Annotated in this window: 15 protein-coding genes; 4 read left to right on the forward strand and 11 right to left on the reverse strand. The window is 62.0% G+C overall.

Annotated elements, in window-relative coordinates; translation table 11 throughout:
* Positions 1-2: 2 nt before the first annotated feature.
* The 4 genes from AC3EMP_RS07760 to dnaA form a co-directional block, all read right to left on the reverse strand.
* Positions 3-758: a molybdopterin-synthase adenylyltransferase MoeB gene (locus AC3EMP_RS07760; protein WP_023681998.1), complete on the reverse strand. Its 756-nt coding sequence runs from the start codon at positions 756-758 to the stop codon at positions 3-5.
* 31 nt (positions 759-789) lie between these two features.
* A complete protein-coding gene (recF, locus tag AC3EMP_RS07765; protein WP_023681997.1) occupies positions 790-1935 on the reverse strand; it encodes a DNA replication/repair protein RecF in 1146 nt (381 codons plus the stop codon).
* Positions 1936-1997: 62 nt separating this feature from the next.
* A complete protein-coding gene (gene dnaN / locus AC3EMP_RS07770; RefSeq protein WP_023669575.1) occupies positions 1998-3116 on the reverse strand; it encodes a DNA polymerase III subunit beta in 1119 nt (372 codons plus the stop codon).
* Between the two features lie 277 nt (positions 3117-3393).
* Positions 3394-4869, reverse strand: a complete 1476-nt coding sequence (dnaA, locus tag AC3EMP_RS07775) for a chromosomal replication initiator protein DnaA (protein ID WP_023681996.1) — start codon at positions 4867-4869, stop codon at positions 3394-3396.
* 677 nt (positions 4870-5546) lie between these two features.
* Between dnaA and AC3EMP_RS07780 the strand changes: the two genes are divergently transcribed.
* Entirely contained in the window at positions 5547-5762 is a 216-nt protein-coding gene (locus tag AC3EMP_RS07780) for a hypothetical protein (protein ID WP_155923752.1), read from the forward strand.
* Between the two features lie 26 nt (positions 5763-5788).
* Here the strand turns inward: AC3EMP_RS07780 and rpsT are convergent, their stop codons facing one another.
* The 4 genes from rpsT to AC3EMP_RS07800 form a co-directional block, all read right to left on the reverse strand.
* Positions 5789-6055 (reverse strand): 30S ribosomal protein S20, encoded by a 267-nt coding sequence (rpsT, locus tag AC3EMP_RS07785; protein ID WP_023681995.1) that lies wholly within the window; start codon positions 6053-6055, stop codon positions 5789-5791.
* A gap of 159 nt (positions 6056-6214) precedes the next feature.
* Positions 6215-6988 carry an enoyl-CoA hydratase gene (locus AC3EMP_RS07790; RefSeq protein WP_023681994.1) on the reverse strand — a complete coding sequence of 258 codons (774 nt, stop codon included), beginning with the start codon at positions 6986-6988 and terminating at the stop codon, positions 6215-6217.
* 40 nt (positions 6989-7028) lie between these two features.
* The gene (mutM, locus tag AC3EMP_RS07795) at positions 7029-7919 is read right to left on the reverse strand and encodes a bifunctional DNA-formamidopyrimidine glycosylase/DNA-(apurinic or apyrimidinic site) lyase (protein ID WP_023681993.1); all 891 of its coding nucleotides are present in this window, start codon (positions 7917-7919) and stop codon (positions 7029-7031) included.
* On the reverse strand, positions 7912-9150 hold the full coding sequence (locus AC3EMP_RS07800; protein ID WP_023681992.1) for a phosphopentomutase: 1239 nt from the start codon (positions 9148-9150) through the stop codon (positions 7912-7914). The genes mutM and AC3EMP_RS07800 overlap by 8 nt, the downstream gene beginning before the upstream one ends.
* A gap of 175 nt (positions 9151-9325) precedes the next feature.
* Here AC3EMP_RS07800 and AC3EMP_RS07805 point away from each other — a divergent pair, with 175 nt between their 5' ends.
* Complete coding sequence (locus AC3EMP_RS07805; RefSeq protein WP_023669581.1) at positions 9326-10279, forward strand: phosphate/phosphite/phosphonate ABC transporter substrate-binding protein; 954 nt, start codon at positions 9326-9328, stop codon at positions 10277-10279.
* 28 nt (positions 10280-10307) lie between these two features.
* On the opposite strand, the gene AC3EMP_RS07810 is transcribed toward AC3EMP_RS07805, so the two are convergent.
* From AC3EMP_RS07810 to AC3EMP_RS07820, 3 genes are all read right to left on the reverse strand, one after another.
* The gene (locus AC3EMP_RS07810; RefSeq protein ID WP_245260268.1) at positions 10308-10916 is read right to left on the reverse strand and encodes a TadE/TadG family type IV pilus assembly protein; all 609 of its coding nucleotides are present in this window, start codon (positions 10914-10916) and stop codon (positions 10308-10310) included.
* Between the two features lie 57 nt (positions 10917-10973).
* Complete coding sequence (locus AC3EMP_RS07815) at positions 10974-11591, reverse strand: TadE/TadG family type IV pilus assembly protein (RefSeq protein WP_050587454.1); 618 nt, start codon at positions 11589-11591, stop codon at positions 10974-10976.
* A gap of 153 nt (positions 11592-11744) precedes the next feature.
* Positions 11745-12167, reverse strand: a complete 423-nt coding sequence (locus tag AC3EMP_RS07820; protein ID WP_023681988.1) for a pilus assembly protein N-terminal domain-containing protein — start codon at positions 12165-12167, stop codon at positions 11745-11747.
* 347 nt (positions 12168-12514) lie between these two features.
* On the opposite strand from AC3EMP_RS07820, the gene AC3EMP_RS07825 reads away from it, so the two are divergent.
* Together AC3EMP_RS07825 and AC3EMP_RS07830 are read left to right on the forward strand one after the other, a co-directional pair.
* The gene (locus AC3EMP_RS07825) at positions 12515-12703 is read left to right on the forward strand and encodes a Flp family type IVb pilin (RefSeq protein WP_023688723.1); all 189 of its coding nucleotides are present in this window, start codon (positions 12515-12517) and stop codon (positions 12701-12703) included.
* 211 nt (positions 12704-12914) lie between these two features.
* Positions 12915-13433 (forward strand): A24 family peptidase, encoded by a 519-nt coding sequence (locus AC3EMP_RS07830; RefSeq protein ID WP_023688722.1) that lies wholly within the window; start codon positions 12915-12917, stop codon positions 13431-13433.
* Positions 13434-13509 lie beyond the last annotated feature (76 nt).

The raw sequence follows: 13509 nt of genomic DNA on the forward strand, positions 1-13509 counted from the left end.
GGTCAGCTTCTCTTGTAGCGGATCGTGTCGAAGCGCGCCGACAGCGCATCGTAGAGCAGCAGCCGGCCGACCAGTGGTTCGCCGATACCGGTGATCAGCTTGATGGCTTCCATTGCCTGCAAGGTGCCGATGACGCCGGTCAGCGCACCGACGACCCCGGCCACCGCGCAGGACGGCACCAGTCCTTCCGGCGGCGCTTCAGGAAAGAGGTCGCGATATCCAGGGTTCGGTCTGCCGTCGGCGCCGGTCCCGAACGGCATCAACACCGTCACCGAGCCGTCGAAGCGGCCGACGGCGGCATGCACGAGCGGCCGCTTTTCCGCCGCGCAGGCATCCGCCACCACATAGCGCGTCTCGAAATTGTCGGAGCCGTCGACGACCACGTCGTAGCGCGCGACGAGAACGGCAGCATTGTCGGCCGTCAGCCTGAAATCGTGCAATTCCACCGCGACATGGGGATTGATCCGGGCGATCGCTGCTTTGGCGCTCTCGGTCTTCGCCGTGCCGACCGTATGGGTGGCGTGGATCACTTGCCGCTGCAGATTGGACAGCGAGACAATATCGTCGTCGACGATTCCAAGCGTGCCGACGCCGGCGGCAGCGAGATATTCCAGCACCGGCGCGCCGAGGCCGCCGGCGCCGATCACCAGTACCCGCGCCCGCTTCAGCCTCTGCTGGCCGGCGCCGCCGATCTCGGGCAGCACGATGTGGCGGGCATAGCGTTCGAGCTCTTCGTCGGTGAGGGCGGCAGGGGTCATTGCCGGACCATATAGCGGAGCAAAAAGCTTGTCAGGTCTCTTCGGTTGGCCCAACCGTGCCGTGGTCGACGTTGAGGAACTGCGCGCGTCCCCTCAGGCTGGAAAACAGCGCGGCGTCGGTTCCGGTCATGAAGGCCTGGCAGCTCAGCTCTTCCAGGATCGAGAACAGCGCGGCGCGCCGGCCGGCATCGAGATGCGCGGCAATCTCGTCGAGCAACAGGATCGGCGTCATCCCCGACATCTCGCCGGTCAGCCTTGCGTGCGACAACACGATGCCGACCAGCAGCGCCTTCTGCTCTCCGGTCGAGCAGAGTTCGGCCGGCATCGCCTTGGGGCGGTGGCGCACCAGCAGATCCGAACGGTGCGGGCCATCGAACGTGCGTCCGGCGGCGCGGTCGCGCTCGCGGCCGTCGGCAAGGGCGGCGCGATAGCGTTCCTCGACATCCACGGCGGGTGCTGTGGCGACGTCGCTTTCAAGGTCGCCGGAGAGGCTGATGTCGGCCTGCGGAAACGGCCCGCTGGAAGGCAGCCTGTCGATCATGGCGGTAAGCAGGCGTACCAGTTCGGCGCGCGCAGCCGCGATCGCCACGCCGGTTTCGGCCATCTGCATCTCGATGGCGTCGAACCAGGCGCCGTCGCGCGAGCCTTCCGTAAGCAAGCGGTTACGTCCGCGCATCGCCTTCTCGTAATCGAGCGCACGCTGGCCGTGGCCGGGATCGACAGCCAAAACCAGCCGGTCGAGAAAGCGCCGCCGGTCGGCGGCAGGTCCGGGGAACAGGCCGTCCATGGCCGGCGTCAGCCAGACGACGCGCAGCCATTCCAGCATGGCGTCTGCCGACCGTGCCGGCGCGCCATTGATGCGCACCTTGCGACCGCCCTCGCCGGCCGCTTCACCCCCGGTGATGCCGGTGCCGATCTCGACCTGTCCCTCCGGCCCGTCGAGCCTTGCGTGGAGCGCAAAGCCGCCATCGCCGCCTTCGCGGGCCACGTCGACATAGGGCGCACGGCGCAGGCCGCGGCCCGGCGTCAGCAGGGAGATGGCTTCCAGAAGATTGGTCTTGCCGGCGCCATTGTCGCCGGAAAACACCACAGGGCCGGGGGAAAAGCCGATCGACAGCGCCGCATAGTTGCGGAAATTCGTAAGTGTTAGCTTCCTTATGTGACTTTGTTCCGGCAACCGCTATCCGCCTGTAGAAGTCGCCGCAATCAATTATGCTGCAGTGTGCCGCAGTGCGGCTGCTACACCCGCATCGGCATCAGCACGTAGAGCGCGGTCTCATCGGCCATGTCGTGGATCAGCGTCGGCGAACCGGCATCGGCCAGCATGAACTTGGCTTCCGTGCCGGTCAGTTGAGCAGCGACGTCGAGCAGATATTTGGCGTTGAAGCCGATCTCGATCGGGTCTGAGGAGTAATCAGCGGCCAGTTCCTCGGTGGCGCTGCCCGAATCCGGATTGTTGACGGCAAGCGTCACCTGGCCTTCGGTGATCGAAAGCTTCACCGCGCGGCCGCGCTCGGAGGAAATGGTCGAGACGCGATCGACGGCGGCGGCGAAGCTCTGGCGGTCGATGATCAGCTTCTTGTCGTTGCCGGTCGGAATGACGCGCTGGTAGTCCGGGAAAGTGCCGTCGATCAGCTTCGAGGTCAGAACCACGCTGCCGATGGTGAAGCGGATCTTGGTGTCGGACAATTCGGTGGTCACCGCGACATCGGGATCGTCGACCAGCTTCTGCAATTCGCTGACCGTCTTGCGCGGAATGATGATGCCCGGCATGCCTTCGGACCCGGCCGGAGCGTCGATCTCGGCGCGCGCCAGGCGGTGGCCGTCGGTCGCCACCGAACGCAGCTTCAGCTTGCCGCCAGTTTCATGCGTGTGCAGGTAGATGCCGTTGAGATAGTAGCGCGTCTCTTCGGTGGAGATGGCGAACTGGGTCTTTTCGATAAGGCCTCTCAGGGCGACGGAATCGAGCCGGAAGATGTGTGAGAAGGATCCCGCCGAAAGCTCCGGGAAATCGGACTGCGGCAGGCATTGCAGGCGAAAGCTCGAGCGGCCCGACGTTACCGTCATGGCGTTGCCGTCCTCGTCGGTCTTCAGCATCACTTCGGCGCCGTCGGCCAGCTTGCGCACGATGTCGTAGAGCAGGTGCGCCGGAACCGTCGTCGCCCCGCCGCGCTCGACCTTTGCCGGCGTCGCTTCGGTCACTTCGAGGTCGAGGTCGGTGGCTTTCATTTCAAGGCTGGCGCCCTCGGCGCTGAGCAGCACGTTCGACAGGATCGGTATGGTATTGCGCCGCTCGACCACGCGATGAACGTGGTTGAGCGACTTCAGGAGATTGGACCGTTCCAGGATAACACGCATGACGAAACAGGCTCGCTTGAATGAATGGACGGGTCACCAGTGGGCGGCGCCCCGCGAAAGGTCTGAACAGGCTCAGAATCTATGCAAACTGACAGGAAAAAGCCAGCAAACGCAAGTCCGGGCCACCGGTTCGCGCCGGTTAAGCGGGCTTTCTGGGGATAAAGCGGACGTTGGCCGGCAACCGATGCATGTCGCCGAAAACTGCGCAGCGGTTTTGGGACAACGACATGCATCAAAACAAGAAAATTTAAAGCGCGACGACCGTTTGCCGCGCCGATCAGGCTTGGTCGTTGATCAGCCTGCGCAACAGTTCCAGTTCCTGCGCCAGCGTGTTGTCGACGCCGGAAAGGTCCTCGATCTTGCGCACCGCATGCAGCACCGTGGTGTGGTCGCGCCCGCCGAACCGCCGGCCGATCTCCGGCAGCGAGCGCGGCGTCAATACCTTCGACAGGTACATGGCGACCTGCCTGGGCTTCACGATGGTGCGCGTGCGCCGGTTGGACAGCAACTCGGTCTTCGACACATTGTAGTGGCGCGCCACGATGCGCTGGATGTCCTCGATGCGCACCCGCTTCGGCTCGCCAGAGCGATAGATGTGCCCCAGGATCTCGTCGATGCGGTCGATGGTGATCGCCGGCTCGAACGACTGACGAAACAGCAGTTGGTTGAACGCGCCCTCCAGCTCACGACCGCTGCCGGTCACCGTGCGGGCGACATGGTTGAGGATCTCCTCCGAAATATTGAGCGATGCATCGTCAACCTTGGCGGTGGCAAGCCGAAGTTTGAGCATGCCTATGCGCATGGCGAAGTCCGGCGCCGACATTTCCAGCGCGACACCGCCATTGAGGCGCGAGCGCACCCGCGGTTCCAGCGATTCCAGTTCCGACGGCGGCCTGTCAGCGGCAACCACCACTTGCTTGGCGCTGTCGAGCAGCATGTTGATGAGATGGCAGAATTCGTGCTGGATCGACTTGCCCTGCAGGAACTGCATGTCGTCGATGATCAAGAGGTCGATGTCGCGCAGCTGTTCCTTCAGCGTCAGCGCATTGTTGTCGCGGATCGCGGTGGCGAAGCGCCACATGAAATATTCGGCCGTCAGATAGACGACGCGCGATTTCGGGTTCTGTTTCAGGGATTCGGCCGCAATCGCCTGCAAAAGGTGCGTCTTGCCGAGCCCGACGGTCGCATGAAGGAACAGCGGGTTGAAGCGCACCGCGCTCGACTGCGATTCCGCCACGGCTTTGGCTGCGGCGAAAGCCACCCGGTTCGACGGGCCTTCGATGAAGGAGCCGAACGTGTAGCGCGGGTCGAGCGGCGACCCCAGCACATTGTGCCGGAATTCGCTCTCGATCGGCGTGCCGGGACGAGGGGCGGGCGCCCGCTCCACCCTGCCGGGGCCGACCGTGCCGGCCGCCAATGCGGTCTGCGTATGCTTGGTCATCTTGCGCGCCGGCACGGCCTCGGGTTCGACGACGCCATTGCGGGCAGGACGGGTCGCGGTGCGCACGACCATCTCGATCTTGAGGATTTCGGGATCCTCGTGCTTCCACAGATCGGCGATGAGATCGAGATAATGGCCATTGATCCACGAGCGCAGGAAGGCCGTGGGCACCGAGATGCGTACAATGCCCCGGGAAGCCTCAGCCACCTTCATACGGCCGAACCAGCTCGAATAGACCTCGGTTCCCAGGCGCGCCTTCAACTGGGCCTTGACCCGGTCGAACTTCTGTTCCGCGTCGCTGGAAGCCGCCATATCGTGCGCTCCGACCAATGTTCCGGGAAATGGCAGGTCGCCCGTAAGCTCCCGCTCGATGCCGCTCTGCATGATTGTGCGTCCCTTTTCCTTTGTACCTTTTTTCCGCCGGGAGTGCGCCTCCTGCACCCATGTTTCCGGCGACCGTATCTTCGCTACAACACCACCGCCGCCGCCGGCGGATGACGTTGCCTCGTCAGAATGGGATGGGTCCCGGCTGCTTAAAGCCAGTCCGTCTGACATGTTCGGGCAAAGCGGTGCTACCCGGCGAAAACGCCGGTGCGCCATCAAGCTGCCATGTACAATTACGCCAGTCCCCTATCGTATCGAAAAGGCAAGCCATACCCGTTCGCGGAATTGATCCACGTCATGAATTCTGCCACTGTTAGCTGGCCGATTCAGGCTGGGTTAAGGGCTAATGGCCCGTCCCTTTCGATAGACCGACATTACCGAAATCGCTGTGGATAGGGCAAGGCCACCTCTAACGGATTTTTAAGGAATCTGGTTAGTGAACAACGGTTCGGGCTCCGTGCTGGAAGCGCATATTTTGACAAAGCCATTGGGATTCAAACCCTTTTGCCGCGAATATGAAAATGGCTGTGCGGTTTGAAATTTTCTGAAATAATTCGCTTGACACCAACTTGCTGCCTATCGCCCACAGGCGATGTGAACAAGCTGTGGATCACTTCCAGCAAGTCGTTGAAAAATATCAGCAATTTGTGACAGCCAAATTTATTGGCGTGGGCCGTTTCGGCGGATTGGAATATCAGTGGGAGTGTATGTGCCGGCAAAGCATTCCAGACTCTGGAATGCGGCTCGGGCGTGCTTTGCGGCCGTTCTTTTTAAGTGCTTGCCGGCAAACGAAAAAACCCGGCACGATTGGCCGGGTTTGAAAGAACGACAGTTCAGGAACGGTCAATCAGGCCGACAGCACCTTGAGGCGGTGAGCCAGACGCGACACCTTGCGCGATGCCGTATTCTTATGGATCACGCCCTTGGTCGCGGCGCGCATCAATTCCGGCTCTGCGGTCTTGAAGGCTTCCAGCGCGGCTGCCTTGTCGCCGGCAGCCAGTGCCTCTTCGACCTGGCGGACATATGTACGCACGCGCGAGCGGCGGTTCTTGTTGATCGCTGCGCGGCGGGCGATCTTGCGCGTTGCCTTTTTGGCCGAGGAGGTATTGGCCATGATGCCTCTCTTCTGATCTGGTGGGCGCATGCGGGATGCCGCAGGGCGCAAAAAACAAACGGGCAGCCAACGGCCGCCTCGGTTGGAGCGGCTTATAGTTCAGCTTTTCCGGCGCGTCAACGCCGCTTTGGCTTCTTTTTGGTCCTCGCCGCCGCCACTCTAGCGATTGGTGAAATTCGGCTTCCGCTTCTCGGCAAAGGCTGCCATCCCTTCCTTCTGGTCGTCGAGCGCAAACAGCGAGTGGAACAGCCGGCGTTCGAAGCGCAGTCCCTCCGCCAGCGTCGTCTCGTAGGCGCGGTTGACTGCCTCCTTGGCCATCATCACCGATGGCAGTGAAAACTCTGATATCCTGGCCGCGGCCTTCATCGCCTCCTCGATCAACTCGCCGGCCGGCACGACGCGCGAGGCCAGGCCGCTGCGCTCGGCTTCGGCGGCATCCATCATCCGACCGGTCAGGCACATGTCCATGGCCTTCGACTTGCCGACAAAGCGGGTCAGCCGTTGCGAGCCGCCCATGCCGGGAATGACGCCAAGCGTGATTTCGGGTTGGCCGAACTTGGCCGTGTCGGCGGCAATGATGAAATCGCACATCATCGCCAGTTCGCAGCCGCCGCCCAGCGCATAGCCCGCGACAGCGGCGATCATCGGCTTGCGCGCACGGGTAAACTCTTCCCAGCCGACGAAGAAATCCTGCACATAGGCCTCCGCGTAGGTGACGGCCTGCATTTCCTTGATGTCGGCGCCCGCCGCAAAAGCCTTCTCGGAACCGGTGATGACCATGGCGCCGATGCCGGGATCGGCGTCGAACCCCTTTGCCGCCGTCAGCAAATCCGCCAGCACCTGCGCGTTCAGCGCGTTGAGCGCCTTAGGCCGGTTCAACGTGATCAGGCCGACCTTGCCGCGCGTCTCGACGATGATGGTTTCATAGCTCATGGGCTGGCCTCCTGGTTGCGGCACTGAAGGACCGTCTAGCTTACCGCTGGCACGTCCGGCAATAAAAGGTCGAGCGGCCGCTTTGCACGATGCGCTCGATGTGGCCGCGACAGCCGGGCGTCGGACAGGGCTCGCCTTCGCGATCGTAGACCGCGAAGGAATGCTGGAAATAGCCCAGCGACCCGTCTGTGTGCACATAGTCGCGCAGCGAAGACCCGCCGGCGGCGATCGCATCGGCGATCACCGAACGGATTGCCTCGGCCAGTCGTTCGCTCTGTTCCTTGGCCTTCTTGCTGGTCCCGGCGATGGTGCCTGCCTCGCGCAATGGCGAAAGGCCGGCGCGCCACAGCGCTTCCGACACATAGATATTGCCGAGCCCGGCAATCAGCTTCTGGTCGAGCAGCGCCGCCTTCAACGGCGATCTGCGGCCCTTCAGCAGAGAGGCGAGCAGGGCGCCTTCCAGCGCATTGCCGGTCGGCTCGACGCCCAGTCCCGCGAGCATCGGATGCGCCTCGGCCAGGCCTTCCGCAAACAGCATGAAGCCGAACCGACGCGGGTCGTTGAAGACCACGCGAGACTGGACGCCGACAGGCGACACGACATGGAACACCACATGGTCGTGCTTGGCATTCCTCGAGCGCTCTTGATGGAACGTGCCGGGCGTCTCTTTCTCATCGGCGGTCTCGATGCGGAACGAGCCCGACATGCCGAGATGGCAGATCATCACCGGGCCATCGTCCAGGTGTATGGTGAGATATTTGGCGCGGCGGCCAAGCGCGATGACCGTCTTGCCGGTCAGCCGCTGCGCAAATTTCGCCGGAAACGGAAATCTGAGATCGGGCCGGCGCGCCTCGACGCGTACGATCCGCGCGCTTTCCAGAACCGGCTGCAGGCCGCGCCGGACGGTTTCGACCTCGGGCAGTTCAGGCATGGCCGCCTATCGCCGCATGGAAGGAAGCGCCGTGGCGGCCGCGCGCCAGCTTGAGGTGTTCGGCGACCGTCTCGCCGATATCGGCGAAGGTGGTCCTGAGCCCGATGTCGCCGCCCGTGAGACCCGGTGCGGTGCCGATGACCGGGACGCGTTCGCGCGTGTGGTCGGTGCCTCGCCATGTCGGATCGTTGCCATGGTCGGCGGTGAGGATGAGCAGATCGCCCGGCTTCAGCTTTGCCAGTGCCTCGGGCAGCCGGCGGTCGAAGGCTTCGAGCGCTGCAGCATAGCCGGCGACGTCGCGGCGATGGCCGAAATCGGTGTCGAAGTCGACGAAATTGGCGAACACCAGGTCGCCGTCGCCGGCATCGTCCATCGCACCCAGCGCCTTGTCGAACATTGCCATGTTGCCGGGCGCCTTGCGTACTTCCGAGATACCGCGATGGGCGAAGATGTCGCCGATCTTGCCGACCGCGATCACCCGGCTGCCGCGCCCGGTCAAGCGGTCGAGCAGCGTCGGCTCAGGCGGCGGCACGGCGTAGTCATGGCGGTTGTAGGTGCGCTCGAAGGTGGCCGATGTTTCGCCCAGGAAAGGCCGTGCGATCACCCGTCCGATCTTCAGCGGATCGACCAGCCGGCGTACCGTCTTGCAGAACTCGTAGAGCCGCTCCAGGCCGAAATGAACTTCGTGCGCTGCTATCTGCAGGACGGAATCGACCGAGGTGTAGCAGATCGGCTGGCCAGTGCGGATATGCTCCTCGCCGAAGCGCTCGATGATCTCCGTGCCGGGCGCATGGCAGTTGCCGAGAATGCCCGGCACCTTACCCTCGCGGATCATCGCTTCGGTCAGTTCGGCAGGGAAGGTGGGCACCTTATCGGGGAAATAGCCCCAGTCGAACCGCACGGGCAGCCCGGCGATTTCCCAGTGACCCGACGGCGTATCCTTGCCGCTCGAAATCTCCTGCGCGGCGCCGTGGAAAGCGGAGGCTGAAACAGCGGCTTTGCTGTCGAATTGGAAGCCGGTTGCGGTTTCTGCTGCGCGGCCGAGACCGAGCGAAACCATGGTGGGCACCTTCAGCGGTCCCTCGCGCAGGCCCTCGCGATCGGCGCGGGCTTCCGCGCAGGCCAGCGCGATATGTCCGAATGTGTTCGAGCCGGCGTCGCCATAGGGTTCGGCATCGGCGGCGCCGCCAATGCCGAAAGAATCGAGAACGAAGAGGAAAGCGCGTGCCATCGGTGCCGTCATTGCCAGTCTGGTTGACCAGACATAAGGTCCCGTCGCGGCATTGGCAAATCGTAAACCAGGCGGCAACGGCCTGACGCGATGGTCGCGAAGTCGGGCAGGCGCGCTGTACGCATCCTTGAGACATGCGATGCGCTTCAAGGAACGGCGTGCGGGGCATGGATCGATGAGACGGGCTGACCTGGGTTGGAGTGCACTGGCGACCACTGTAGCGCTGCTGGCCTCGCAGCTCGCCGCGCACGCCGACTGGCGCGACCAGATCGGCACGTTTCGGATCGGCATCGTTGCCGAGCCGGGCGCCGGCAACACGGTTCCGGGTCTGGCCATGCTGACTGACGCCTACGGCAGGGCGCTCGGCATGAAGGTGGAATTCGTCGTCGCGCATGACTATGCGGCGCTGATAGAGGCACAGGCCAATGGCCGGATTCAGTACGCGGTCTATTCGGCGACCGCCTACGCCACCGCCTCGGAGCGCTGCGGCTGCGTCGAACCTCTTGTGGCGCCGGTCGATGCCGACGGTGCCACGGGCATCCGCTCCGTGCTTTTGACGCGCGACGGCAGGCTTTCCGATCTCGCGGCCCTGGAAACGCACCGCATCGCCATGGCGCCTTCCGACAATGTCGGCGGTTCGCTTCTACCGCTCGCCGGGCTGGCGGCCGACGGCATCAAGATCAGCCAGGATGCGCCATTCCTCGCTCATGCCGGCTCGGCTGCCGCCGCAGAAGCGATGCTGGTCGATGGCCAGGCCGATGCCTTGTTCGGCTGGGAGCGGGCCACGGCGGAAAACCGGACGGCGATTGCTGGCGATCAGCCGGCTGATCCGGACGGCACGGCGGCGCGACTGGAGGCGGCGGGCATTCCAGAAGCCGCGCTCCAGATCATCTGGACCTCCGGCGTGCTCAGATACGGCCCTCACGCCGTCCGCAGCGATCTCGACCCCGAAGCCAAACGCCGACTGACCGTCTTCCTCACCAATCTCAGATCGCAGTCGCCGGAAGTCTACGATTTCGTGGAATCGAAACATTCGGGAGGGTTCACGCTCGCCGCTGCGAGTGACTATGCGATGGCCGATTCCATCGTGCGCCTGGTGTCGGGCAGCACCGACAGCGGCGCGCAATAAAGCCGGGGTCGGATGGGCCAGAGCTGCTTCAGCAATCGCTGCAGGGGATCGACGTGGTCCGGCGCGGCCTGAGATAGTAGGTTTCGCTCATCGTTATCTTGCCTTCGTTGAAGGCCGAGATAAATCCGAGCGGCTTTTCGGAGCCTTCCGACCAGGAGATGATCGGTTGGTATGCTAGAGTGGTTTTGACACGAATGAGGAAAGTCCCCGCAACATTGAGCGTCGCCGGAACGGTGGTGGAAGTTGTCGGGTTGGAGTCGCGGCCAGTCTTCCCATCCAGCACGCTCCAGGACCACGCCACCTTTGCTTGCGGTATCGGATTGTTCGGGTCGGTTCTGATGTCGATTGCCGTAATGGAGATATTGGCGACCGAGCGGTTGTAAGGCTGAAGGCTGGAGTTGCCGATCTTCATGATGTCGGTGAGATCTGCGTTGACCACCGACGTTTGCTGCGTGACGAGGTCGGCAACCATGGAGCTGATGCGGCTGACCTTCTTGCTGGCCTCGATGGCTTGCGAGGCCTCCATCGTAATGAAATACATGATCAGCAAGACAGGCACGATGAGGGCAAACTCGACGGCCGCTATGCCGCGCCGATCGGAAAAAAACCGCTCCGCTCTCTTCCAGCTAACCGACATCCCCGGATGTGCCCCCGCACGAAACATGCACTTTTCCTTTTGCTTACACGTGCAATTTCAGTTGTCGAATGGCTCGTTTTGCCACGTTGTCGTCGCGTAATGCAGAGTCTTGCCGCCATCCATATTCGACATGTATTGAGCCATGAAATCGGTCATGACCGGCCAAGGGTAAAAGACCCGCAGCATGTTCTTTGATTCTGCCGGACCTATTGTAGGGGTCCCGAAAGCCGGGTCCTTGCCTGTATCCGGATCCTTGCCCGTCAGCGTGATGGTCGAGCCGGAAATCGTGAAACCCGCACTGGCTGCCCCGGCAAAGGTCTTGAACGGGCGCAGATCCACCAGCAAACCGGGGCAACCCTTCGCGACAATGATCTCGAGTCTGGCGCAGACCAAGCCCTTCAGCTTCTCTTCCGTCACATCCGCTTGCCTCAACTGGCCAGTACGCAACTGACGGGCGATATCATCGGTGATGTTGGCCATCACCTCCTGTCCGGCAAATGAAACGCAGCTCTCGAGGATGGCGAAGACGAGAGCCGCAAACGGTAGCGCAAGCATCGCGAATTCTATCGCCGTGCTGCCGCGCCGATCACGAAGGAAATGAGGGGCAAACGTCACGCGCCCTGCCTTGGCCTTGCAGATCTCGCGTTCTGAATCCTCGTCCAAAACGTCGCCCATATCCCGTTCCTGCGATCCTGATGCGGTACCGTCAGCACCACTATCAAGAACCCATTTAGCTCCGGTTTGAATGACCGTTAAATTCGACCAGGCGACATTAACCGGCCGCTAACCGACGCGGCTTTCCCGAGACAATCGAGCCAACTGAGGCGCTTACTGCCCAGCGCTCATCTCGGCTTCGGACGACTTTTCCGAGTCGCTCTTGTACGAGCTTTCGCAATAGGGCGTGCAGGACATGGTCTGTACCGAGGCGCGCCTGTAGATACGCACCGACGACGCGTCCTGGCGCACCACGGTCACCTGCTCGTCGACGATCGGGCTGCCATCGTGGTCGAGGACAACCAGATTGGTGACGCCGAACCCCTTGCCAGTCAGTACGATCGTCGATGCATCCTGGACGGAGGCGTCGGCAATCGCCGGATTGCCGACGACTATGGTGTCGGCGGGGCGTGTCAGTTTGACGATCTTGGCCTGATTCATCGTCACTTCGATGCCGGCTCCGGCCTTGGCCGGCAGCACAAAAGCCGGGACGGCGAGAAGCGCGACAAGCAGGAATGACGATTTCATGGCAGTCATCAAGGCGCTCCACAGCGGCAAAACTTGTTCAAAGAAACATGAAGGAGATTGGTGAACCAACGGTTAAACCCTTGACCGGCGCCGGGGTATTCGCACCAATCCTGCTGCCAGCTAATGTAACAATGCATCCTGCCGATAGCCGTGAAATTACAGCTCTTCACGGGCAGGCGAGCTACTGTCCAGCGTTTAGTTTACGGTTAACCACGCAAGCTGTTCGAAGCGGGAAAGGAATCGGTAAGGCTGTTTATTAAGCCGATTGAAAGAGCTTCTCCGTAGATTGGCAGCATCCGATCAACCACCACAGAAGTTGACGGAAGTGCTGTAACACGTGGAGTAGGAGCTCTCGAATGTCTAATCTCATCGCACGTTTCGCGAAGGACGAATCCGGCGCGACCGCTATCGAATACGGTCTGATCGCCGCTCTCATCGCGCTTGCCATCATGGTTGGCGCTGGTCAGCTCGGCAATGCCCTGAACGCCAAGTTCACGACCATCGCGGATTGCGTGAAGGATCCGACGAACGCTGCTTGTAAGTAATGATCTAGCATCCTGTTTCGACGGGTAGACTGGAAGGGCCGCCTCGCTGGCGGCCCTTTTGTCTTTTGAAGATCGTTTGGCTTTGGTCTTGCTGCGCCGCTTAGCGCGCTGACATTTCTCGGGATTTGACCCGGATGAGCAGAACTCACCAATCCTTAACCCAAGCCGCCTAACCTGCAGCCATCGTTGCCTTTCCAACCATGAGAGACCGATGCTCAACGCACTGATCTTCGTTGTCTTTCCGTTTTGCATGCTTTTTGCGGCGATCTCCGACGCGCTGTCGATGACAATCTCCAATCGGGTGCCGGTGCTGCTTGTGGCCGTCTTTGCCGTGGTTGCGCCACTGACGGGTATGGACTGGGCAACTTATGGCTGGCATTTCGCCGCCGGCGGCCTGGTGCTGGCCGTGACTTTCGGTCTGTTTGCGCTCGGCGGCATGGGCGGCGGCGATGCCAAGCTTTTGGCAGCCACGTCCATCTGGATGGGGCTCAACATTCACCTTGTCAATTACCTCGTGGCTTCGACGTTCATCGGTGGCCTGCTGACGCTCGCCATTCTCCTCTATCGGAAATCGCCGCTGGCGACCTACACCAGTCACAATCCGGTCCTGCGCCATTTCGCCGACGAGATGAATGGCGTTCCCTATGGCATCGCACTCGGCATTGGCGGGCTGCTGACCTATCCGGATTCGCCCTTGATGGAATGGGCATTGGCAAGGTTGGCGACCTGATGTAGCGAACCTCCTCTGCCCTTCCGGCATCGATCCTGAAAAGAGGCGGCTTGGCCGCCTTTTTCATTTGTCGGAG

It is taken from the genome of Mesorhizobium sp. P160219 (assembly GCF_057786095.1).